Annotated in this window: 17 protein-coding genes; 5 read left to right on the forward strand and 12 right to left on the reverse strand. The window is 48.3% G+C overall.

Going from position 1 to position 22,370, the window contains the following annotated elements; genetic code table 11:
• Positions 1-76: 76 nt before the first annotated feature.
• The 4 genes from NQ518_RS11135 to NQ518_RS11150 form a co-directional block, all read right to left on the reverse strand.
• Positions 77-2,071, reverse strand: a complete 1,995-nt coding sequence (locus tag NQ518_RS11135) for a ComEA family DNA-binding protein (RefSeq protein ID WP_227961854.1) — start codon at positions 2,069-2,071, stop codon at positions 77-79.
• 126 nt (positions 2,072-2,197) lie between these two features.
• Positions 2,198-4,363 carry a glycoside hydrolase family 3 C-terminal domain-containing protein gene (locus NQ518_RS11140; protein WP_227961852.1) on the reverse strand — a complete coding sequence of 722 codons (2,166 nt, stop codon included), beginning with the start codon at positions 4,361-4,363 and terminating at the stop codon, positions 2,198-2,200.
• A 372-nt stretch (positions 4,364-4,735) separates the two neighbouring features.
• Positions 4,736-5,743 carry a 2-oxoacid:ferredoxin oxidoreductase subunit beta gene (locus NQ518_RS11145; RefSeq protein ID WP_227961851.1) on the reverse strand — a complete coding sequence of 336 codons (1,008 nt, stop codon included), beginning with the start codon at positions 5,741-5,743 and terminating at the stop codon, positions 4,736-4,738.
• The gene (locus NQ518_RS11150) at positions 5,740-7,599 is read right to left on the reverse strand and encodes a 2-oxoacid:acceptor oxidoreductase subunit alpha (RefSeq protein ID WP_227961849.1); all 1,860 of its coding nucleotides are present in this window, start codon (positions 7,597-7,599) and stop codon (positions 5,740-5,742) included. Before NQ518_RS11150 ends, NQ518_RS11145 begins: the two co-directional genes overlap by 4 nt.
• Before the next feature lie 150 nt (positions 7,600-7,749).
• On the opposite strand from NQ518_RS11150, the gene NQ518_RS11155 reads away from it, so the two are divergent.
• Positions 7,750-8,367, forward strand: coding sequence for a DUF4294 domain-containing protein (locus NQ518_RS11155; protein WP_227962357.1), 618 nt, complete (start codon positions 7,750-7,752; stop codon positions 8,365-8,367).
• A 165-nt stretch (positions 8,368-8,532) separates the two neighbouring features.
• On the opposite strand, the gene NQ518_RS11160 is transcribed toward NQ518_RS11155, so the two are convergent.
• The 6 genes from NQ518_RS11160 to NQ518_RS11185 all read right to left on the reverse strand — a co-directional run bounded on the left by NQ518_RS11160 (position 8,533) and on the right by NQ518_RS11185 (position 14,649).
• A complete protein-coding gene (locus NQ518_RS11160; RefSeq protein ID WP_227961847.1) occupies positions 8,533-9,558 on the reverse strand; it encodes a M28 family peptidase in 1,026 nt (341 codons plus the stop codon).
• 42 nt (positions 9,559-9,600) lie between these two features.
• Positions 9,601-11,358 (reverse strand): membrane dipeptidase, encoded by a 1,758-nt coding sequence (locus NQ518_RS11165; RefSeq protein WP_227205313.1) that lies wholly within the window; start codon positions 11,356-11,358, stop codon positions 9,601-9,603.
• Entirely contained in the window at positions 11,355-11,834 is a 480-nt protein-coding gene (locus tag NQ518_RS11170; protein WP_227205311.1) for an Lrp/AsnC family transcriptional regulator, read from the reverse strand. The genes NQ518_RS11165 and NQ518_RS11170 overlap by 4 nt, the downstream gene beginning before the upstream one ends.
• Before the next feature lie 289 nt (positions 11,835-12,123).
• The gene (locus NQ518_RS11175) at positions 12,124-13,032 is read right to left on the reverse strand and encodes an FKBP-type peptidyl-prolyl cis-trans isomerase (RefSeq protein WP_227205332.1); all 909 of its coding nucleotides are present in this window, start codon (positions 13,030-13,032) and stop codon (positions 12,124-12,126) included.
• Positions 13,033-13,155: 123 nt separating this feature from the next.
• Positions 13,156-14,028 (reverse strand): FKBP-type peptidyl-prolyl cis-trans isomerase, encoded by an 873-nt coding sequence (locus NQ518_RS11180; protein ID WP_102696223.1) that lies wholly within the window; start codon positions 14,026-14,028, stop codon positions 13,156-13,158.
• A gap of 15 nt (positions 14,029-14,043) precedes the next feature.
• Complete coding sequence (locus NQ518_RS11185; RefSeq protein ID WP_227205309.1) at positions 14,044-14,649, reverse strand: FKBP-type peptidyl-prolyl cis-trans isomerase; 606 nt, start codon at positions 14,647-14,649, stop codon at positions 14,044-14,046.
• 166 nt (positions 14,650-14,815) lie between these two features.
• Here NQ518_RS11185 and NQ518_RS11190 point away from each other — a divergent pair, with 166 nt between their 5' ends.
• Together NQ518_RS11190 and NQ518_RS11195 are read left to right on the forward strand one after the other, a co-directional pair.
• A complete protein-coding gene (locus tag NQ518_RS11190; protein ID WP_227205307.1) occupies positions 14,816-15,520 on the forward strand; it encodes an SIR2 family NAD-dependent protein deacylase in 705 nt (234 codons plus the stop codon).
• Between the two features lie 87 nt (positions 15,521-15,607).
• A complete protein-coding gene (locus NQ518_RS11195) occupies positions 15,608-15,961 on the forward strand; it encodes a DUF1893 domain-containing protein (protein ID WP_227961845.1) in 354 nt (117 codons plus the stop codon).
• A gap of 178 nt (positions 15,962-16,139) precedes the next feature.
• On the opposite strand, the gene NQ518_RS11200 is transcribed toward NQ518_RS11195, so the two are convergent.
• A complete protein-coding gene (locus NQ518_RS11200) occupies positions 16,140-17,855 on the reverse strand; it encodes a Na/Pi cotransporter family protein (RefSeq protein ID WP_102696220.1) in 1,716 nt (571 codons plus the stop codon).
• A 98-nt stretch (positions 17,856-17,953) separates the two neighbouring features.
• On the opposite strand from NQ518_RS11200, the gene NQ518_RS11205 reads away from it, so the two are divergent.
• The gene (locus NQ518_RS11205; RefSeq protein WP_227961843.1) at positions 17,954-19,615 is read left to right on the forward strand and encodes a nucleoside kinase; all 1,662 of its coding nucleotides are present in this window, start codon (positions 17,954-17,956) and stop codon (positions 19,613-19,615) included.
• Between the two features lie 236 nt (positions 19,616-19,851).
• Positions 19,852-21,024 (forward strand): MFS transporter, encoded by a 1,173-nt coding sequence (locus tag NQ518_RS11210; protein ID WP_227961841.1) that lies wholly within the window; start codon positions 19,852-19,854, stop codon positions 21,022-21,024.
• A 71-nt stretch (positions 21,025-21,095) separates the two neighbouring features.
• Here NQ518_RS11210 and NQ518_RS11215 read toward each other — a convergent pair whose 3' ends face one another.
• Complete coding sequence (locus NQ518_RS11215) at positions 21,096-22,343, reverse strand: amidohydrolase family protein (protein WP_227961839.1); 1,248 nt, start codon at positions 22,341-22,343, stop codon at positions 21,096-21,098.
• Positions 22,344-22,370 lie beyond the last annotated feature (27 nt).

A 22,370-nucleotide genomic window follows, 5' to 3' on the forward strand; every position in this document is an offset into this window, starting at 1 on the left:
CATTGCTTTTTCGTATAGTATTTGCAAAAGTAACAAATTATTTATTTCTTTTGAGCAAACCGTCAGGTTATTTGTCTTAAAATCTCCAACGCAACTGCATCTCCAGGTCGGTTTGCGAACTTTGGTTGATTTGTTGGTACGAACTGCCAATTTTGTCACGGTCAAAGTAGTGTGTGGTGCCCAGCTTTGCCATGAACATAAGCTTGCTGTTGGCATCCCACCGCACGTTGATGGTGTAACGCATGCCCTCTCCAGAGAACACGGGGAAGGCGAACGTGTAGAGCAAACCACGTTCGTAACAGTAAATTCGACTGTTAAAATCGTCGGTATTGAAATATCCTATATTGGCAAACGCGCGCAAACGTCCCCGCCGATAGCCCATGGTTTCGGCGATCATGTAGCCAAAGCTTTTAGTTGATAAGTAGTGATAGGATAGGTCGCCTTGCGTCTTGAATAGCCAATGTTCGTCGTCAAACGCCACTGATAGGCGTCCCTGATGGATGCGTTCGGGCAATAAGGCCAACTTTTCCGCATTATCTTTCTCCCTAAGTCGCAGTCGGTAGCGCCCTTGCAGCTGCCACTTGCGTCGCTGGTAGTTGCCCATCAGCAGACAATCCCATGCCGAACTGGCCTTGCTCACTTGATATCTGGCCCATGGAAAGTAAGCATAATCGACATAGGCCATCAACGATAGATGACGAGAGGCATGCCAGTTGGTGCCCAGGTAGATGCCGCTTTCGTTCTGCGCTTTCCCTCCTTCGCTGAAACTTTGGCTGAACAGCGAGTGGTATTTGTACGAGTAGAAACGCTGTACGGCCATCACCGACCACGTTGACGTACACTGATAGCTCAAGTAGTGTACCGTGGCCAAGGCTCTACAATCGCCTGTGGCGGTCTCACCTTGTATGGATAATTTACGACTAACGTAACCATAATCCACGCTGGCATTCCAAAACAACTTGCCCGAAGTGTTGTATAGGCGATACAACTGTTCCGTTTTCGGTCGCAATGGGCGGTCGAGTGACGTGTGAAAGGCTGTCATTCCCACATGAAAACCATTTTTGAAATATTGCGCATGGCCACCGACCACCAGCTCAGCCGTGTTGTGCTTGCGATCCATTTCGTGCTCCGTGCGATGGTAACCTGTTTTCACAATCGTGGCAATGGCCGTGCTGTCGTCGTTTCTCAACGTGCCGTCAATCTTGCGATAGGATGCGAATCCCGTCAAATCCAGGCCGCGCACGACGCTCACCGTGGCTGCAACTCCCTGCATGTAGTTGGCTTCCGAGCGTGACGACTGCGCCCGAATGGTATTGGTGTTGTTGCCCAAAGCAGATAATGTAGCCAACTTTCCGAATCCAAAGTCACGGTTCATGCTGACACCCAGACCGAACTTCAGTCGATAACGACCCATCACCATCGATTTCAGCCGTCCCCAGTTTTTCAGCTGAAGATAGTAGGAATAGTAGTCGTAACCCCACTTATTGCGACCCGCAAACCACGGTTCGCCCGCATCTTGCGACCCCACGAGACCCGCATTGACATACTGTCCGTACTTGAAGTTGTACCGCCACCAATGTTTGTAAGGATAACCCAGGTAGCCTTTCTCGTCACCTTGACGTTTGTAGAACGGCACTTTTCCCGTGAATAACAGTTCATGACGACCATACTTCATGACATCGCCCGCGGAAGGGAATGCCTTCGGCCGCTCCGTTCCAAGGGTGACGAAGAAGGATAGCAGTTTCCTACGCGTTGCGTCGAGCGACTCAATCATCGCCAACTCGCCCCAACTGCGTATCGGCGCATAGCGATCCAGATACTCCACCAGCTCTTCTATCTGCTGCGGTGTCAAGAAAGGAAGCTGTTCCAGATCCTCCCTCGTTGCCTCATTCAGGTTCAAAGGGTGTTCGGCCAGCTCGCTCAATACCTCATAAGCGGCCTCCCAGGAACCCGATTCTATGCCGTCGATGTCGGTCAACTGCTCATAATAGGTTTCCCAAGACAGCTTGTTCTGTGCCAAGGTGAAGCCGCCAAACAGCAGAAGAAACATGCATATGAAGGTCTTTTTCATGTATTGTTAAGAATAGATGCGGTGGTGTTTTCCTAGCATCAACCGCATCAGGTAGTCAACAAGTGTGGATTCACAAAAATAATGTGAAATCCTTGAAAAAGCAAATAAAAATAAATTTATTTCCTCTTACTGCAAATGATAAATGAAAGATTGTAAGTCTGCCTCGTCAGAACTGGTGCCATAATACACTCTGTATTTGCCTGGAACCACACGGATGGTGTTGGTTTGTTCGTCAAAACGCTCGAAAGATTTGCGTGGAAGATTCAAGGTTACCGTGCGTTGCTCACCGGCTTGCAGTGCCATGCGTTTGAAACCCCTCAACGATTTAATGGGGCCATTGGGGTCATCAAGGCAACTAATGTACAATTGCACCACCTCCTCGCCAGCACGTTTGCCCGTGTTTTTCACGCTTACCGTGAGTTTTCCGTTCCTCATCTTCGCCTTTCCTATTTTGAAGGACGTATAACTCAGACCATGTCCGAACGGGAAAAGAGGTTTTCCTTTGAAGTATCGATAGGTTCTGTTACGCATGTTGTAATCCAGATAGTCGGGTAGTTGAGAGTCATCCCGATAGAACGTAACGGGCAATTTTCCTGCCGGATTGTAATCACCGAACAGCACATCGGCCACAGCCTCACCGCCACGTTCACCCGGATACCATGCTTGTAAGATAGCATCGGTATGTGTTACCTCCGGAACCAGCCCAATGGCGCTGCCACTACAGTTGACCATGATGACCTGTTTGCCTGCGGCATGCAGGGCTGCAATCATCTCTCGCTGCACTTGGGGCAATTCAATGGTCACCCTATCGCCGCCTTTGAAGCCTTTTGCCTCGACCTCCAGCTGCTCGCCTTCCAACTGAGGAGAGATACCTCCGACGAAGATTACCGTCTTGTTGTCTCCCACTTCTTCGACCAACTGCTGCGTGGTCAGCGCCTGATTACCTCTTCGATGCGGTTCAACCAGGCCACAACCTTCAATAAATTTCACCCGCTGCGCACCTATCTTGCGACGTATTCCGTCGAGTATCGTTACGGTGTGGCGCGGCGTCCCATTGTAGTTTCCCCACATCATGACCGAATCATTGGCGTTTGGACCCATGACTACCACTTGCTTCAGCTGCTTGGACAAGGGCAATGCATGCTTGGGATTGTACAATAGCGTCATGGTTTCGCGTGCCATTTTCAATGCCATCTTCTGGCTTGACGGTGTACTGACGTCATTCATTGAGATGACACCCCAGCGTGTAATCGAATCGGGATCAAACTCACCCAGCTGCATTCGTCCTACAATCAGGCGCTTCAAGCTTTTGTCGATGCGCTCTTCCGTCACCTTTCCCAGCCTCACCGCCTCTGGCAACGAACCGTAAGTTTGGCCGCAGCTCATGTCGGTACCACCTTTGACCGCACGCGCTGAAGCATGTGCAGCATCGGGTTCTACTTCATGAAAGCCCTTACGCCAGATGTCATCGATAGCACCACAGTCGCTCACCACAATACCTTTGAATCCCCATTCGTCTCTCAAGAGTTGTTCCAGAAGTCGCTGGTCGCTGCAACAGGGTTCGCCATCAATGCTGTTGTAGGCACACATTACTTCTTTCACACCGCCCACTTGCACCAAATATTTAAAGGCAGGAAGGTATGTTTCATGAAAGTCACGAGGCGAAACATCGTCAATGCTGATTGAGTGGCGGTTCCATTCAGGGCCACTATGCACGGCAAAATGCTTGGCACAGGCAAAAGCCTTGTAATATTTGTGTGGCCCCTTGCCACCTTGCAGGCCTTCAACCACGGCACAGCCCATGCGCGATGTCAGGTAAGGATCTTCTCCATAAGTTTCCTGACCTCGTCCCCATCGAGGGTCACGGAAGATATTTACATTGGGTGTCCACAACGAAACGCTCCAAGAAGTGTCAAAATATCCCTTCTTAGCAGCTACATTGTATTTGGCACGTGCTTCGGTACTGGCGATGTTGAACACTTGTAAAAGCAGTTCATCGTCGAACGATGCCGCCATACCAATGGTCTGTGGAAAGACTGTTGCCAACCCTGTTCGAGCCGAACCATGCAGCGCTTCGCCCCACCATTGGAATTGCTTGATGCCCAAACGCGGCACAGGTTTCGAGTTGTTTTGCATCAATCCCGCTTTTTCCTCCAGCGTTAGGCGTTTACAAAGGTCGTCGGCTCGCTGTTCAAACGATAGGCGAGCATCTTGAAAGGGATAGGTTACTTGGGCCTGTATGCTGTTAACAGCGCAAGCCAGTGCCAGGATAGTGATATGAATTTTCTTCATTGTTTTTGGGGAAGTATTAAGATGAACAGATTGTAAGTTTGTGATGAGTGATGCCTCATGGGTAAGTGATAACCGCATCGTAGGCATGGCACTTGCCATGAGGACAGCGTATTTCGAGTGAGCAGAGGCGCATACTGTTGGTTCGTTGGTGAGGTTTCACCAGGCTTCCTTCTCGACATGGCGCCAATCAATCATGTCTTTGATTCGACACAACATTAAACTGCCTGCCATGATGTGCATATAATAACATATCATAATAGGTGGCAATGCCTGGTTTGAGTGAACAATAAAGCCCAAAGTCAATCGCATTCTTTGTGGCATACAATTGGCTTCGGGCTTTTTTGATATTCCGTTATATGGAAAGCAGAAAGGTTATTTCACTTCCCAGATATCATTTGTCTCCAATAATTCGGCAAAGTTATGATAGTGTTTCTTTGCTGTTACTTCCTCAATCTGCTTGTTCACCATCTCATCATACGTAGGTGCTTCCACGTCACGGATGACACCGAGAGCCACAGGAAAACCATGTTCGTTGTCCATCATGGCCAGTTTGAGGTGTAATGTGTCGTCTTGCGCATGTGCGTCGTGTACCAAGATGTCCTTCTCAGTAATGCCATTCTCGCCCAACTTCACCACTTTCAGGCCGAAACCATCTTGCACGAGGCCATATTCATTATTCTCTCCAAACAATAATGGTTTGCCATGCTCTACATAGATGGCATGTTGTTTACGTCCGTCTTTGGTGTAAATTGGCTCGTAAGCACCGTTGTTGAAGATGACACAGTTTTGCAAAATCTCGCACAGCGATGCGCCTTTGTGCTTGTAAGCAGCTTGAAGAATCTCAACTGTGTGCGGCGTATCGTTGGCAACCGCACGCGCAAAGAACCTTCCGCGGGCACCAAAGCATAGCTCTGCTGGCTGGAACGGATCTTCCACCGTACCGTAGGGGGACGATTTTGACACAAATCCTCGGGGTGAGGTAGGTGAATATTGTCCCTTTGTCAAGCCATAAATGCGGTTGTTGAGCAAAACCATGTTCAGGTTAACATTGCGCCTGATGGTGTGAATGAAATGATTTCCACCGATGGCAAGTCCATCTCCATCACCACTAATCTGCCACACCGTGAGATTTGGATTCACGATTTTGGCCCCAGAGGCGATGGCAGCAGCCCGCCCGTGGATGGTCTGCATGGCATACGTACTCATATAATAAGACAGTCGGCTCGAGCATCCGATACCCGAAATCACCGCTATTTCATGCGGTGAAACGCCCATTTCGGCCATCGCCTTGTGCAAATTGGCCAAGAAGAAATGATCTCCACATCCTGGACACCAGCGTGCCAGGCCTTTTTTATATTGATTTGCTGTGACTTGTGTCATTTTCTATCCTCCAATATTTTTGTAAATGCATCTACCAACTTAGCCACTACGAATGGCTGTCCCTTTACTTCGTTATACTGATATGGAACAAATCCGTCGACTTTCGAGCGGAGATAGGTGGCAAATTGTCCCATGTTCTGCTCGGCAACCACCACTTTAGGATAGCGTTTCAGCACCTCAATGGCGTTGGCTGGCAACGGATTGATGAACTCAAAGTGAGCCAAAGCCACTTTCTTACCTTGCTCCAAGAGCTCTTCCATCGCCGTATACAGGTGTCCATAGGTACCACCGAAGCCTACAATCAGCAACTCGGCGCCATCCACATCACCCGAAACATGCAGGTCAGGGACAGGAATACGAGCCACTTTCTCAGCCCTATTGCACACCATCTGATGGTGGTTTTCGGGATCATTGGATATTTGTCCAGTGGCCGAGTCTTTCTCCAATCCGCCAATGATGTGCGCATAACCCTCTTGACCCGGCACAGCCCAATAGCGAGCCATCGTCTTTTCATCGCGCATATATGGCGTGTATTTGTCTTTCATCTCTTCCGTAACACGGTGCGGAGTGATGCTTGGCAGATCTTTTATTTCGGGTATGGGCCATGCTCCAGACCCATTGGCAATGTAAGCATCGCTCAAGACCACGACGGGCGTCATGTGTTCCATGGCGATTTTGCAAGCCATGTAGGCTGCGTCGAAGCAGTTTACAGGGCTGGTTGGTGCAATCACCGGCATGGGTGACTCACCGTTACGGCCGTAAAGCACCTGCAAGAGATCGCCCTGTTCAGTCTTGGTGGGAAGTCCGGTCGATGGACCACCACGCTGAACGTCAATCAACACCAAGGGTAATTCGTCCATCACGGCCAGATTCATGCCCTCAGACTTTAAGCAAACGCCAGGTCCCGAAGTGGATGTAACGCCCAGTGCGCCAGCGAAAGCAGCACCAATGGCTGTGGCGCAACCCGATATTTCGTCTTCACACTGCATGGTAATCACGCCCATTGATTTGTGTTTGGCCAGTTCATGCAAGATGTCTGAAGCCGGTGTGATGGGGTATGAGCCAAGGAACAGCGTCACGCCAGCCTTCTCAGCAGCAGCCATCAGTCCGTAGGCCGTTGCCTTGTTACCTGTGATATCCATGTATCTACCAGGTACTTTATGACGTGTTTCGATGCGATAAGTCGATGGTACGCTGGAGTGGGTGTTCTCTCCATAATTGTAACCCGCCTCAACAACTTTCTTATTGGCTTGATATATCTCGGGCTTCTTACTGAACTTCTTTTCCAAGAACTTGTCTACCAACGACAAGTCACGATTAAACAGCCAGCAAACCATGCCCAGTGCAAACATGTTGCGACACTTCAAGATAGACTTGTTGTCCATTCCTGAGTCCTTCAGACACTCCTTGACCAGTGTCGTTATAGGGCATTCTACCACACGGTCGGGATCAATACCCAGCTCACCCAGGTAATCCTCGCTGGTAATTTCGGCCTTCTGCAAATCGGCTGCCTTGCAATTGTCGGTGTCGACGATGATGGTCGCCGTAGGCTTGGCAAACTTTAACTGCGTTTTCAAGGCTGCTGCATTCATGGCAACCAACACGTCACACTGGTCACCAGGTGTGTAAACGCGCGATTCACCAATGTGTACTTGATAACCACTGACGCCTGTCAGTGAACCTTGCGGAGCACGAATGTCTGCCGGATAATCAGGAAAGGTAGATATGTCATTACCTACCGTGGCTGAAATAGTAGAGAAGATGTTCCCTGCAAGCTGCATTCCGTCTCCCGAATCACCGGAAAACCGAATGACTACATGTTCGAGTTCTTTAACCCGTAAACCTTCTGATTCCATTTTATTTTGTTTAGATTAGTCAGTATGCAAAGGTGATAAATATTATCGATACAACAAAATAATTGCAAGAGTTTCTTTCCACCCTGCGAAATTATCGCTACTTTTGTCCAAAAGATGATGAGAAAATTGGTCTATATTGTTCTGCCCTTCATGCTGTTTGCGGGTTTGCAAACGTATGCGCAGAACAACAATCGCACCCAGCCAACCCCGCCGGAAGAGCGACAGGTTGACATGGACAGTCCCACTTTCGAACCGATGGTGAAGGTGGGTAAGGTGCTGCATGGCAAAGATTCCATCCCTTACATGGAGTTTGGTAACGTCTACGTTTACCCAGAACCGGTTTTCAAGAGTGCCCGTCAGCGTGCGGTTTACAACCGATTGGTGCGCAATGTGAAGCTGGTGTTGCCCATAGCCAAAGAGGTGAACCGCATTATCATCGAGACTGGCGACTACTTACAGACGCTTCCCAACAAGCAAGCACGCGACGAACACATGAAATTGGTGGAGAAAGGCATACGCGATGAGTACACGCCTCGTATGAAAAAACTGAATTACCAGCAAGGAAAGTTGCTCATCAAACTGGTGTATCGCGAGTGCGATTCGTCATCTTATCAGCTCATACAGGCCTTCATGGGGCCTATACGAGCCGGATTTTGGCAAGCTTTTGCCTGGGCCTTCGGTGCCAGTTTGATGAAAAAATATGATGCCGAGGGTGTTGACCGGCTCACCGAACGCGTGGTGTTACAGGTAGAAGCCGGACAACTCTGATCTTCGTGTGTAAACAACTGAATTCCAACACCTTACTACTTCGCTTTCAAAGTCATTGAGTTTGATCCCCAAAGTCAATGCTTTTCCTTATCAAACTCAATGCTTTTGGTAGGCAAAGTCAATGCTTTTAATCAAGCACAAGAATGTTATGGAATTTGTCTACACTCATTCTTCGCTGAACAGCACCTGCACCATGGTCTGTCCAACGGCCTTGAGTGTGTTTTTGTCGATATGCTCCATCGTGTCGTGAATGGTGTGCCAGGTGGGACCGAAACTGCTTTGTGGGCAGTCGGGGTAAAAGGGAATGATGTCGATGGTTGGTATTTTGGCGTGCTCGTTCACGGGGATGTGGTCGTCCGTGATGTAACCTCCGTCCTGTCTGGGAAAGTAACTGCCATAGCCTGCCGCTTCGGCTGCCGCCCAAACCTTCTCCACAATGTTGGGTGCATATTGCTTAGAGGCCAACTCTTGATAGAATTTAGCCCCTTGTCCGCCTACCATGTCCAACAATATGCCGTATTCGGGGCGATTGTGGTGTGATGCGTTTTTCGCCCAATATTGTGCGCCCAAGGCCCAAGAGTCTTCGCCGCCTGACTGTTTTTCCCATTGTGGGGTGCCCCAATCTTCGGCATCAAAGCATACGAAGTCGATGCCATAGGTCAGGGTGGTGTCGTTTTGAAGCAGCCGAGCCAGCTCCAACATTACGGCAATTCCACTGGCGCCATCGTTGGCAGCCATCACAGGTTTGCGCCAATTGGCACTGTCTGGGTCGTTGTCTGCCCACGGACGACTGTCCCAATGGGCGCAGAGCAAGATGCGTTTGGTGGCCTCTGGTTTGTATTTGGCTATGATGTTGGTGGCATGCAGCTTGGTGCCGTCATATCCTTTCACATCTGTTTTTTGTGTGGTCACATCGCATCCAAACTGTTGGAATTTACGGATAATCCAATTGGCACATTGCTCGTGCGCCTCGCTATTCATGGTACGCGGGCCAAAGTCGCATTGCGCTTGGACGTAAGCGTAAGCCGAGTCGGCGTTGAATGCTGGTCCCACCGGCTGCTGTGCCAAGGCTGTTTCATCCTCGTTGCTCATGTCTGACGAGGCTCCTTTCGTGGCTTGCCAGCCCAAAGCCACGGCTCCGGCCAGAACAATACCCATTATTGTCACCATGATGATTTGTTTTTTCTTCATTGGTTTGTTTGCTTGTCGATAAGAACGTGTATGTGTAGTTTGTTATTTCACCTTGCCCTCTTGTACCTGACGCATCACCCTGAGCCAGTTGCCACCCCATATCTTGGCGATGTCTTCTTCGCTGTATCGGCGACGAAGCAACTGGATGGTGAAGTTGATGAGCTCGGACGAATTGGCCATGCCTGGCACGCCGCCGTCGCCATCAAAGTCGGTTCCGATGCCAACATGGTCGATGCCCATGATTTGGATGGCGTGTTCGAGGTGGTTGATGCCGTCGATGATGCTGGCTGTTGCACCGTCTGACCGTAAAAAGCCATGGTAGAACGTGGTGTGAGCCACGCCTCCAGCCTTGGCTAAGGCGCGAAGTTGGTCATCGGTGAGGTTGCGTGGCACGTCGCAGAGCGCCTTGCAGTTGCTGTGGCTGCATACAATGGGAACCCTACTGATGTCCAATGCGTCGTAAAAACTTTGTTCGCCCCCGTGTGAGAGGTCAACCATCAGGCCGCAATCGTTCATCTCTTTGATGACCTTCTCGCCAAAATCGGACACGCCGTGATGGGTGTTCTGGCTTCTGCGCGCACTGTCGCAGATGTCGTTGTCGCCGTTGTGGCAGAGCGTGATGTAGGTAACGCCGCGGTTGGCGAAATGCTGCACGTTACGAATGTCGTCCTCAAGGGCCAATCCGTTCTCAATGCCAAGTACGATACTCTTTTTGCCTTGTCGCTTGTTTTGATACAGTTGTTCGGGATTGCGTGCCAAGGCAAGGTAAGAATGGTTGGCCTGCACGATGTCTTCTATCTTGTCGAAAATAAGGTCGGCGTAGGCTTTTGGTCCTTCAACGGGGAAGGGTGCGATGTCTGTAAACGCTTTGTCGGGTTTGTTTTGGGGGAGGTAAGCCACCATGATGACGGCGTCTTGTCGCCCTTCGGTCATCTTGTGCAGGTCGACGAGGATGCGACAGTCGCGCTGTTCGAAATGAATTCCTTGCGGAAAGAACATCGGTGTGTCGCAATGGGTGTCAAGGATAAGGTGGCGGTGGTGTAGCGATTTGGCCATTGAAAACTCGCCGGCGCGGTTGACAAGCCATTTGAAAAGCTTTTGTCCCTCATCACCTAACCACTCTGGATGCCACTGCACGCCTAAGATAGACTTGTGTTCCGTGCTCTCCATGGCCTCGATGATGCCATCCGGCGAGCTGGCTGTTGCCTGGAAGTGCGGGCCGGTGTCGCTGACAGCTTGATGGTGGAACGAGTTGACGAATATATGTTCTGAGTCATAAATGTCGCGTATCATGCTCTCGGGCGAGAGGATGACGCTGTGTGTGGGTTCACTTTTGTCAGCTTCTTGCGAATGCTTAAGGGTGGCGTTGATGTCTTGTGCAACCCTTCCGCCTAAGGCGAAGGCCAGTGTCTGCATGCCCCTGCAAATGCCAAACATGGGGATTTGCCGGTTAAAAGCCAGACGTGTGATGAGCAGTTCGGGCAAGTCGCGCGTAGCATTGATGCCATGCAGCTCTTTTTGGGGTTCCTCTCCAGCCCACAAGGGATTGTGGTCGCCACCGCCAGTGAGCAGCAGTCCGTCAATGTTTTCCAGGGTGTTGATGATTACCTCGGGGTCGCTGACGGGAGGTATGAGCATGGGTGTGCCTCCGGCATCGACCACTTGCTTGTAGTAACGATTGCGCAACGTGGCGTCGCCATCTACATAATTGGTGGTAATGCCTATCAAGGGACGGTGATGGGCGGCAGGGTAGGAGGAGTGAATTTGGTTGAGGTGGGAGTTGAGGTCAAACTGTTTCATTCCTCGTCTACATTTGCAGGTATTTCACGTTTGATGCTCTGCTCAAGCGAAATCAAGGTTTCGGTGCTGACAACGCCTGGAATGGTTTGCATACGGTTGTTGAGCAAGTCCATGAGTTGTTCGTTATCGCGTGCATAAAGTTTAATCATCATGGTGTAAGGACCAGTGGTGAAATGGCACTCAATGATTTCGGGAATCTCCTGAAGTTGTTCGACAACCTTCTTGTACATGCTGCCGCGTTCGAGGTTTAGACCTACGTATGTGCAGGTAGAATAACCCAGGCTTTTCGGATTGACATAGAATCCGCTGCCCGTGATGATGCCTTTTTCCACCAGATGTTGTACGCGTTGATGGATGGCTGCACGCGAAACGCCGCATTGTGTGGCTACATCCTTGAAGGGAATACGTGCGTTAGTTGATAAAATACTTAAGATTTTCCTGTCCAACTTGTCAATCTTGTCTGTGTCTCTTGCCATAGATTTCTGTGTTATGTTGTTATTTTGATAGCAAAATTAGGTAATATTAATGAAATAAGCAACAAGATGTGAATAAAAATGTGATAAATTGTGCCTATTTGATAGATATTTTGCCGAGTGGCGTCTTGCCTCTGTTTGTCTCAATAAAAAATAAACCTGACAGGGAGAGAGGTGTGCTCTCGCCCCGCCAGGTCTATACAGTGATGATGGCTGTTTGTAAGGATGGCGCTGTATCGATGGCCAGATTATCTATATATGAGGTTGATGACAGTGTGCCTTCCCGTTATGTTTACTTCTTCGAGGCATCAGATGCCTTCTCGATACTGACCAGTTCAACGGTGAAAATCAGGGTAGAGTAGGGTTGAATCTGTCCGGCCTGACGCTCTCCGTAGGCCAACTCTTGCGGGATGTAGATTTCCCATTTGCTACCTACCGGCATCATGGTGAGGGCCTCTGTCCATCCCTTGATGACCTGATTGCAACGGAATGAGGTGGTTTGTGGATTGCGCTTGTACGAACTATCGAACACGTTTCCGTCGATGGTCTTGCCCTCATATTTCACAGTTACCTTGTCATCCTTTTGTGGAATCTCGCCCTTTCCTTCGGTAATCACCTTGTATTGCAGTCCGCTGGCAGTTGTTTTCACACCTGGCTGTGTGGCATTTTGCTTCAACCAGGCTGTGTTGGCTGCGATGTATGCCGATTCTTTCTCTTTCTTCACTTGGGTTCTGCGCTCTTGAAACAGTTCACTCGCCTTTTCAACCGAATAAACAGTCGTGTCATTCTGTACGCCGGCGAGGAAACCTTGATTGAAGATTTCGGCATCAATAGCGTTGGGCGTTCCCTTGAAGTCGTTGGTGGTCTGCGGCAAAATACGATTTTTTACCATCCTGGCGATGGCAGCACCTGCATGACGAGCCTTGAATTGAGGCGAATCAATCTGCTTTAATGCCTCCTGAAAGCCTGCGACAAATTCGGCAATCTGTGCCGGTTCCATCTCGTATTCCTGCTGCAAGAAAGGCATCAAACCATTGGTTGCGGCCAATCCTGCCGCGTAACTCAAGGAATCTTGTGGTGTAAGCAGTGGCTTAACGGTTGTCTGAGTCTTCTGCTTCTTGTCCTTCTCTTTGCCTAATGCGGCCATGCTGACCGATGCAACCGATAAGAACAACACTGAAAGTAACAAAATCTTTTTCATCATCAACATTTTATTCAAAAGAAAAACTTACCTTGTATGGTTGATTCTTGCGGTGCAATGCCACAAAAACAATCAAATACAAGGCAAGTCTTCGTATGTTTATTATATATGGTAGTCAGCAGTTTACTTCTCGATGCTGATTAATTCAATCTTGAAAATCAAGGCGGAGAAAGGCTTAATCTGACCCTGTTCACGCTCGCCGTAAGCCAACTCTTGTGGAATATAAACTTCCCATACAGAGCCTACAGGCATGTGAACGAGAGCTTCTGTCCATCCCTTAATGACCTGATTGGCACGCAAGGAAACAGGCTGTCCATTCTTATAAGAGCTGTCAAACACTTTTCCATCGAGGGTCTTGCCTTCATAATGCACCTTCACCATGGATGTATCTGCCGGCATGGCACCGTTGCCAACCTTGATAACCTTGTATTGTACACCGCTTGGCAATGTCTTCACGCCATCTTTCTTCTTGTTCTCAGCGAGGAATTTCTCACCAGCTGCCTTGTTAGGGCCATATTCCTTTTCCATGACTTTGGCTCTGATTTCGCTCATCTTGGTCTGTGCTACCTGTCCAGCCTCTTCGATGGTCATGAGGCCTTTCTTGCCTGTTGTACCAGTGATGAAGCCTGCCATGAAGTTCTTCAGTGAGATGGTCTTGGTTGAATCGCTGCCAAATACCTCTTGGTTGATACCGGTAATCATCTGATTGCTGATTTGTTGACCAATCTGGATACCTGCATAGTAAGCGGCACGGCCTTTGTCATCTCCGGCATTAGCACCTTCGTTCAATCCCTTGATGAACTGATCCATGTAGGTTGTGTCGATGTTCATGCGGCCAATGAGATACTCTTTGAGTCCTTGAGTCTGTGCCAATCCGATGGCATAGCTCAATGTATCCACGTCTGTCTTGAGGTTTGCCTTGGGTGTTGAGTTGCCGCAACCAGTAAATGTTGCAGCAGCGATAGCCATTGCGGCTACGAATGTAAGTTTTTTCATTGTTATTTGTTGTTATTAAATTACTTTTATAAGCTCTACATCGAATACCAATGCCGAGTATGGGGGGATGGCATTGCCTGCTCCCCGCTCACCATATCCGAGGTGATAAGGGATGAAAAAGCGATACTTGGCACCTTCCTGCATCAGTTGAAGGCCTTCGGTCCAACCGGCGATAACTTGGTTTAAAGCGAATGTTGCAGGCTCGCCTCGTTGAATACTGCTGTCAAAGAGCGTACCATCATGCAGCATTCCTTCGTAATGGCATGTCACCTGATCGGTCGCTTTCGGCTTTTTGCCGTTGCCTTCTTTCAGTACTACGTATTGCAAACCGCTGGGAAGCGTCACCACACCATCCTTTTTTGCATTCTCAGCCAGGTAGGTTTCGCCAGCCTCCTTGGCCACTTTGCCTTTCTCTTCGGCAGCTGCGCGTTGCTTCTTCTCTTGTTCTTGGAAGAAATTCTGCACCAATGTCTGTGCTTCTTGATTGTCTATTTTTGGCTTTGCACCAGCGATTACGTCTTTGATGGCTTGTGAAAAATCATCGATATTCAAACTCTGGGCGCCCATATCAGACAATTGTTGACCAATGCCAAGCCCCAAAGCGTAGCTTACTTTGTCCATTTTAAATAATCTATTTTGATAAGTTTTGCTTTTTAACAAGGGCAAAGATAGCAAAAAACTATCATAGCTTCGAGTTATTTCTCAAAAAAATACTATTTTTGTAGAATATTAGTGTAAAAGCGAAGTCTATCCATTGATAGGCATGGGATTAAGAAATGGTAAGATCATGAAGAAGATTGTATTTCTGACAGGTGCCGGTATGTCGGTAGAAAGTGGATTCAAAACATTTAGAGGAAGTGACGGATTATGGGAAAACTATCCCGTTGAGCAGGTGGCGACGCATGAGGGTTGGGTAGCCGATCCAACGCTTGTGACCAACTTTTACAACATGCTTCGAAAGAAACTCTATGCGGCAAAGCCCAATGAAGGTCACCGATTGATTCAGCAACTCGAAGAGGCATACGACGTAACCGTCATCACTCAGAATGTTGACAATCTGCATGAGCGGGCTGGTTCGTCGAGAGTAATCCATCTACATGGCGAACTGGCCAAGGTATGTTCCAGTCGTGATCCTTACAATGAGGCCTACATCCGCGAATTGCCCCAAGAGAATTGTACCGTAGAACCTGGGACCAAGGCTGAAGATGGGTCGCTCTTGCGCCCATTCATCGTTTTCTTTGGCGAGAGTGTGCCCATGATTTCTGTCGCAGCTGAATACGCTCGTGAAGCTGATATCTTTGTCATCATCGGAACGTCGCTCAATGTTTATCCCGCTGCGGGATTGGTTCAATATACCAAACCCGATTGTCCCATCTATCTTATCGACCCCGAAACGGTGCATACCAGTGGCATCCGTCATCTCAAGCACATACAGAAAGGTGCCAGTGAGGGGATGAAAGAACTCATGAAGGTCTTGGACACCAACCAATAAAGAGGGCCATTGCCCTGTTAACCCATGATGATGTTTGCATATAGCTGTAAGCTTATACATCAATAAAACCAATCAATCCAAGGAGGAATGCTTATGATGAACGAATTAATTGATAAGCTGCACATAGAGCAATGCTCATTGGTGCTGCTGCACGAAGGAAACATTCGCACGTTTGAAGGTAGGGGAGTGCGAATGCTCTACAATCTGCTGAACGATGAACCCGAATCGCTTTTTAAGTCGAAAGTAGCCATTAAGGCAGTTGGTAAGACCGCCGCCAAGGCCATGGTAGATGGTGGTGTAACCGAAGTCTACGCTGATGTGATAAGCGAAGAGGCGCATAATAGGCTCAAAGACGCTGGCATAAAGGTGGATTACGATAAGAAAGTAAACCACCACCGCTTCTTGGAAATATGGAAGCAGATGGGCGAAATTAAAGATTGATGCCACCCCTATGCAGCAATCTCGCAGCTAACCTGATGGCCAAGTTCACCGTTTGTCGTGAACGGTATGGCCCTCAGGGCATGCTATTTGTGTGAGGTAAGCGCTATACAGTTAATGGGAAACCTGCATGTTAGTTAGAACCTTATTGGTTGAGGCATGCAGAATCTCCGTAAGCTGATCACCCATTGTGCTGCCGAACACCCATACGAGCCTCAACAACATTCACCACATAGTCGCCCAGTTTTTCACATTCTTGAATGATATCCATGTAGATGGTACCAATGGCATAGGTATATAGATGCGCATTGATATCGGTGATGTTGGTTGTCTTGAGTTGATTTCGATAGCTGTTGATTTCGTTCTCGATGTTAAAAGATAGACCGGCATCCAGATTAGCCTTACGTCCAGAGAGGATGACGTTCATCTGTGTGAGGGCATCGTCGGTGAGTTCGAACATCTGGTGCAACTGCTCGTACAGCTTTTCGGGGAACTCTTCCTTGCCAGTGCGCTTGCGTTTCAAGGCACGGGCAATGTTGTAGCAACTGTCTCCGATACTCTCTATCTCGGTAATCTCTCGTAACATCGATCGTATCTTCATCTTGGTGTCGTCGCTGAGGTGCGCCGTTCCTACTTGATCCAGATAGTTGGCAATCTCTATTTCCATGCTGTCGCTGATGCCTTCGTATTTCTCTATCCGGTCGAATATTCTGGTAAACGTGTTTTCATCCTTTTCGACAAGAAGGTCTCTCACCATCCCAAACATGCGCTGCATACGTCCGGCAAACGACCGTATCTCCTTATGTGCCTCCAAAACCGAAAGCTCTGGCGTCTTCATGATGCCCGCTTGGATGAATTGCAGACGGAAGTCTTCCTCGTCATCGCTGTGCCTTGGCTTGATCAGCATGCATACCAACCGCTCTATTTGAGGGATGAACCATATCAAAACAGCTGTATTCATGATGTTGAAAGACGAGTGGAAGGCCGCCAAGACGATAGGCAATTTCACGGCCAATTGCTCCTGTGTCAGGTTGTGTCCCGTGGGATCGTAGTGTACTAAGCCGCACACGGCATTGACAAACGGATAGAACACGCACAATACCCAAATCACTCCGATGAGGTTAAACACCAGGTGGGCCAATGCGGTTCGTCGCGCTTGGGTGTTAGCACCTAAGGCCGCAAGGTTGGCCGTGGCCGTAGTTCCGATGTTTTCACCCATGACAAGCGCGATACCCAGATAGATCGGAAGCACGCCAGACGAGCATAACAGGATGGTGATAGCCATCACAGCAGCCGACGACTGTACGATACAGGTGATGATGGAGCCAATAAACAGGAAAGAAAGTATCGTAAGATAGCTGTCAACGTCGAACGACTTGAAAAACTCAATGATTTGCGGATTGCTCTCCAGTTGCAGTTCTTTGCCCGACGTGTTGAGCAGAACCAAGCTGAAGAACATAAAAGAGATACCGAAGAGAAAATCGCCTATGTACCGCATCTTGCGACTGTAAATCAGTATGATGCCCACGAGGAAAGACGGAAAGACAAAGCTGGTCAGGTCAACCGTGTAGCCTAAAGACATAATCCACGCCGTGAGCGTGGTTCCAATGTTCGCACCCATGATTACCGATATGGCCTGAGCGAGGGTCAACAGTCCGGCGTTGACAAACGACACGGTCATCACCGTGGTGGCTGAAGATGACTGTACGGCACAGGTGATGAACGTACCAGTGAGCATGCCGGTGAACCGATTGGTGGTCATTGCACTCAAAATGTGGCGCAACTGTGAGCCTGCCATCTTTTGAAGAGCTTCGCTCATTACTTTCATACCGTAAATCAGCAGAGCCAATGAGCCGATGATCTTGAAAAAAATCGCTAAATAATCACTCGTTGTCATAATAATTGAATTGTAATGCGATATAATTTTTGCGCTTCAGTAGAAATTCGTTATCTTTACGCTCCGTAACATTTTAATAACCAAAACGAACGAGGCTGATGAAACAAGTATTGCAAATTTGTTGCAAAAATAACAAAAAAACTCAAGATGTAGCTATCGGAAGCACACTTTCTGATGTATTCAAGCAATTTAATTTGAAAATGTCGTACGGGCCTATCTGTGCGCGAGTGAATAACAAGGTCGTGGGAATGAACTATCAACTGTACCACAACAAAGATGTAGAGTTCTTGGACATGCACGATGCTTCGGCATCAAGAAACTACACCCGAACGCTGTTCTTCATTCTGTGCAAAGCTGTTCACGACCTCTATCCGGGGTCGAGAGTGGTGATTGATATTCCTGTTTCCAAAGGCTATTACATCAATTTGCACATCGGACGCGAGGTAACCGATGAGGATGCGACGCGCATTCGCGAACGCATGCAGCAAATCATTGACGAGAAAATTCCCATCGAACGTTTCGAGGTGCGTACCGAAGAGGCCATCCGCATGTTTGAGCAAAAGGGTGATGAGGCCAAGGTGAAACTGCTCAAGAGCGTGGGTTCGCTCTACACGGTGTACCACCGTATCGACGATTATGTGGATTATTACTACGGTGCGTTGCTCACCAACACGTCGGACATTTACTTGTTCGGACTGGAAAGGTATTTCGAAGGCTTGTTGCTGCGCATTCCTTCGAAGCACGACCCCTCACAACTTGGTGCGCTCGTCAAGCAAGACAAGATGTTCGAAGTATTCCTGGAGCAGCATCGTTGGCAGCACATTCTGGGCGTGAGTACTATAGGTGACTTCAATGAGGCTGTGAAAGCGGGCCATGCTACCAATCTCATTAATGTGAGTGAAGCCCTGCAAGAGAAGAAAATATCGCAGATTGCCGACCAAATCACCACGCACCCAGAGGTGAGAGTGGTGCTTATAGCCGGGCCGTCCTCATCGGGTAAGACCACCTTCTGCAAGCGACTGAGCATCCAATTGCTGGCCAACGGCATTCGTCCCGTGCAGATATCGTTGGATGACTACTTTGTAGATCGCGAAAAAACGCCCAAGGATGCCGATGGCGATTGGGACTACGAAAGCATTCACGCCTTAGACATCAATCTCATCAACTTACAGCTCAGTGCGTTGTTTAGGGGTGAAGAGATTGAGCTACCCAAGTATGATTTCCTGTCAGGTAGAAGCGGAATGAGTGGTAAACGACTGCGCCTGGCCGACCGGCAGGTGCTGCTGGTGGAAGGTATTCATGCCCTGAACCCCGAACTGACGGCACAAATCCCGAAGAGACAGAAGTTTCATGTGTACATATCGGCACTCACCAGCATCCTATTGGATGACCACAACTACATTCCTACCACCGACAACCGACTGCTGAGGCGCATCATTCGCGACCATAAATATCGCGGGGTGAGTGCACAGGAAACCATTAGACGGTGGCCGAGTGTACGGGCTGGTGAGACAAAATGGGTGTTTCCCTATCAAGAAAACGCCGATGTGATGTTCAACACCGCCATGCTTTACGAGTTGGCCGTCATCCAGGAACAGGCCGCTCCTTTGCTCGAACAGGTGCCAGAAAACTGCGTAGAGTATTCGGAAGCTTATCGCTTGCGTAAGTTTTTGAGCTACATCACCCCCATACCCAGTCGTGCCTTGCCGCCAACCAGCCTCGTCCGCGAGTTCCTGGGCGGCAGTTCGTTCAGGTATTAGCTACGCCTGTGCCGGTACAACAAACGGCAGATGCAGGCTTTTTAATTGAAATTAATGTGAAGTGAGCGTAGGTTTGTAAACACATACGCTCACTTCTTTATTGTACACGTTGCCCTGCCTTCCAAACCATAGATATATAAGTCGTTGCCAAGCCTGGTGAAAATGTGTCAAAATATTTGTTACATAGGCTTAAAATGTCTATCTTTGAAAACACATTAATTTATAAACTATTAGCTATGGTACAAGAAAAAAAATCTACAGATTTATTCCCTTGGGTATTGATGATATTGATGTCATCAGTAACATTTGTGGGAATTTTATCAGAATTGGTGCCTTCGGGCGTGTTACCGCAAATCATGTCAGACCTTGGTGTTAACGAAGTTCAAGGCGGAAGGCTGGTGGGTTTGTATGCTCTTGCATCGGCCATATTCGGCATTCCGCTCATCTCGGCGACGATGCAGTACAACCGAAAGAAAGTGCTGTTGTGGCTATTGGTGGGATTTGCGCTTTGCAACGTGTTGTCAGGTCTTGTTCACAACTACTACATCGTGTTGGCGTTACGTTTCCTCGGCGGTATCAGTGCAGGTGTTATGTGGCCTATGATTGCGGCCTTTGGCATGCGGTTGGTAGATTCCAGTCATCAAGGTAGAGCTGTAGCCGTGATTATGGCTGGTAATACATTGGGTATTAGTTTAGGTATGCCGCTGATGACATCAATCGGAGATAAGTTTGGTTGGCGTATTGAATTTATCGCATTAGGACTTCTTGTCGCGCTGATTGCTGTGCTTTCACTATTCATGCTGCCGTCTACGCCTGGTGAAAAGCTAACCAAGAGCACATCACCTTTTGCCATGTTGAAAAACAAATCCATTTTATTGATTATCCTTCTCACCTTGTTAGGTGTTTGCGGACATTACGGAGTATATACCTACATCACCCAATTGGTTGCAGAAATTAACGTGGCAGGAGGCATTGAGGTGGCTCTGATGGTATTTGGTATCGGTTCGTTGATATCCATCATCATCGCAACGAAGTACATCGATTTGTATCTTCGCGAGCTTACTATCGCCATGTTTGCCTTCTTAGCCATAGCCATGCTCTTGTTCTACTTCTTCAAGGGTGCCATGGGAATTTCGCAATTTGGTTTCTTCTTGTGGGGATTGTCGTTTGGTCCGTTGGTTACATTGTTCCAGGCTGCAGTGGGAAACCAAGTGGAAAGTGGAAAAGATGTGGCCATGTCGGTGCAGTCATGCATGTTTAATCTTTCCATCATGATTACGACATGGATTGCAGGTTTGCTGCTGATAAGTTTCGGTCCTACGAGCTTGATATGGTATGCCGTGCTGTTAGCCGTGCCAGGAATGATAATTTCTATATTCGCCAAGCATACATTGCGACGGATAGGGTAGAGAATAAGTTCATATACAAGCATAAAAAAAGCTGCACGTTACAACGTGCAGCTTTTTTTAATTGAATGACCTTACATCTTGAACGGAATCTCATATTCTGTAGGTTTCTTCTTAAACAAGAATTCACCCTTTCTAACAGAAGCCAGTACACCAACACGTCTGCGGATGCAATCCCATGAGCTGTCGCCGTCCAGAACGATAAAGTTGGCATCCTTGCCTTCTTCCAGTCCGTATGCGTTATGGATGTTCAAACACTTAGCACCATTGTACGTAATCATGTCGAAAGCGTTTTCTACCTCCTCTGGACTTGCGTACTGTGACAGGTGGATGGCATTATCCAGGATATTCATCATGTTACCGCTTCCCAATGGATACCATGGGTCGTTGATAGAGTCCTGAGCCAGTGCAACATTGATACCCATGTGCATGAACTCCTTGATGCGTGTCAGTCCGCGACGCTTTGGATAAGTATCCTGACGACCTTGCAGGTATGCGTTCTCTGTGGGACATGAGATGAAGTTCATCTTGCTTCTCTTAAACATATCGAACATGCGGTATGCATACGAGTTGTCTGCCGATCCGAACGAACAGGTGTGGCTGGCGGTGGTCTTCTCACCATAATCTTCTAAGTACACCAGTGCGTTAAGAATCTCAACGAATCTTGCCATTATGTCATCGGTTTCGTCACAGTGAACGTCAATCAGCACATTGTATTTCATAGCCAGCTCAACAATGTCGTGGATAGACCTCTCACCAAACTCTCTTGCCGGCTCGTAGTGAGGAATACCACCAATCACGTCAGCACCCATCTTCAGAGCTTCTTCCACCAATTCCTTTCCACCCTTGTAGGTGTACATACCGTTTTGCGGGAAAGCTACTACCTGGATATCCACAATGTCCTTCATTTCTTCTTTCAGCTCCATGAGCGCCTTGAAGCCGATAAACTTAGGATCGGTTACGTCGGTCTGTGCGCGGATAAACTGTACACCCTGTGATACCTCGTCCTCGATACCCTTGCGTGCCAGCTTCTTCACACCCTCTATGGTCATTGTTGCCTTATATTTGGGCCAGTTCTCGATAGCCTCGTAAAGCGTACCCGATGCAGCGCCAATACCTTCCATCTCGGCCAGCGTGTAAACATAGTCTAAGTGCAAGTGTGGGTCTACGTAAGGAGGAAGTACAAACTTACCTTTCAAGTCAATTTCCTCGTCACATTTAGGCAGATTATTGCCAATTTGAGCAATCTTGCCGTTCTCCACTATCATTTCTGTTGCTGAACAGTTGCGATAAAATTTCGCATTAAAGAATTTCTTTTTCATAAAAAATAAGTTTAAGTATAACACTCC

Origin of the sequence: Hoylesella buccalis ATCC 35310, from assembly GCF_025151385.1 — a bacterium.
In the GTDB taxonomy this organism is placed as follows: Bacteria; Bacteroidota; Bacteroidia; order Bacteroidales; family Bacteroidaceae; genus Prevotella; species Prevotella buccalis.

Excerpts from the sequence above, each read along its gene's own strand:
- NQ518_RS11135 (WP_227961854.1), bottom strand. The coding sequence starts at position 2,071 with ATGAAAAAGACCTTCATATGCATGTTTCTTCTGCTGTTTGGCGGCTTC.
- NQ518_RS11140 (WP_227961852.1), bottom strand. The coding sequence starts at position 4,363 with ATGAAGAAAATTCATATCACTATCCTGGCACTGGCTTGCGCTGTTAAC.
- NQ518_RS11145 (WP_227961851.1), bottom strand. The coding sequence starts at position 5,743 with ATGACACAAGTCACAGCAAATCAATATAAAAAAGGCCTGGCACGCTGG.
- NQ518_RS11150 (WP_227961849.1), bottom strand. The coding sequence starts at position 7,599 with ATGGAATCAGAAGGTTTACGGGTTAAAGAACTCGAACATGTAGTCATT.
- NQ518_RS11155 (WP_227962357.1), top strand. The coding sequence starts at position 7,750 with ATGCTGTTTGCGGGTTTGCAAACGTATGCGCAGAACAACAATCGCACC.
- NQ518_RS11160 (WP_227961847.1), bottom strand. The coding sequence starts at position 9,558 with ATGAAGAAAAAACAAATCATCATGGTGACAATAATGGGTATTGTTCTG.
- NQ518_RS11165 (WP_227205313.1), bottom strand. The coding sequence starts at position 11,358 with ATGAAACAGTTTGACCTCAACTCCCACCTCAACCAAATTCACTCCTCC.
- NQ518_RS11170 (WP_227205311.1), bottom strand. The coding sequence starts at position 11,834 with ATGGCAAGAGACACAGACAAGATTGACAAGTTGGACAGGAAAATCTTA.
- NQ518_RS11175 (WP_227205332.1), bottom strand. The coding sequence starts at position 13,032 with ATGAAAAAGATTTTGTTACTTTCAGTGTTGTTCTTATCGGTTGCATCG.
- NQ518_RS11180 (WP_102696223.1), bottom strand. The coding sequence starts at position 14,028 with ATGAAAAAACTTACATTCGTAGCCGCAATGGCTATCGCTGCTGCAACA.
- NQ518_RS11185 (WP_227205309.1), bottom strand. The coding sequence starts at position 14,649 with ATGGACAAAGTAAGCTACGCTTTGGGGCTTGGCATTGGTCAACAATTG.
- NQ518_RS11190 (WP_227205307.1), top strand. The coding sequence starts at position 14,816 with ATGAAGAAGATTGTATTTCTGACAGGTGCCGGTATGTCGGTAGAAAGT.
- NQ518_RS11195 (WP_227961845.1), top strand. The coding sequence starts at position 15,608 with ATGCTTATGATGAACGAATTAATTGATAAGCTGCACATAGAGCAATGC.
- NQ518_RS11200 (WP_102696220.1), bottom strand. The coding sequence starts at position 17,855 with ATGACAACGAGTGATTATTTAGCGATTTTTTTCAAGATCATCGGCTCA.
- NQ518_RS11205 (WP_227961843.1), top strand. The coding sequence starts at position 17,954 with ATGAAACAAGTATTGCAAATTTGTTGCAAAAATAACAAAAAAACTCAA.
- NQ518_RS11210 (WP_227961841.1), top strand. The coding sequence starts at position 19,852 with ATGGTACAAGAAAAAAAATCTACAGATTTATTCCCTTGGGTATTGATG.
- NQ518_RS11215 (WP_227961839.1), bottom strand. The coding sequence starts at position 22,343 with ATGAAAAAGAAATTCTTTAATGCGAAATTTTATCGCAACTGTTCAGCA.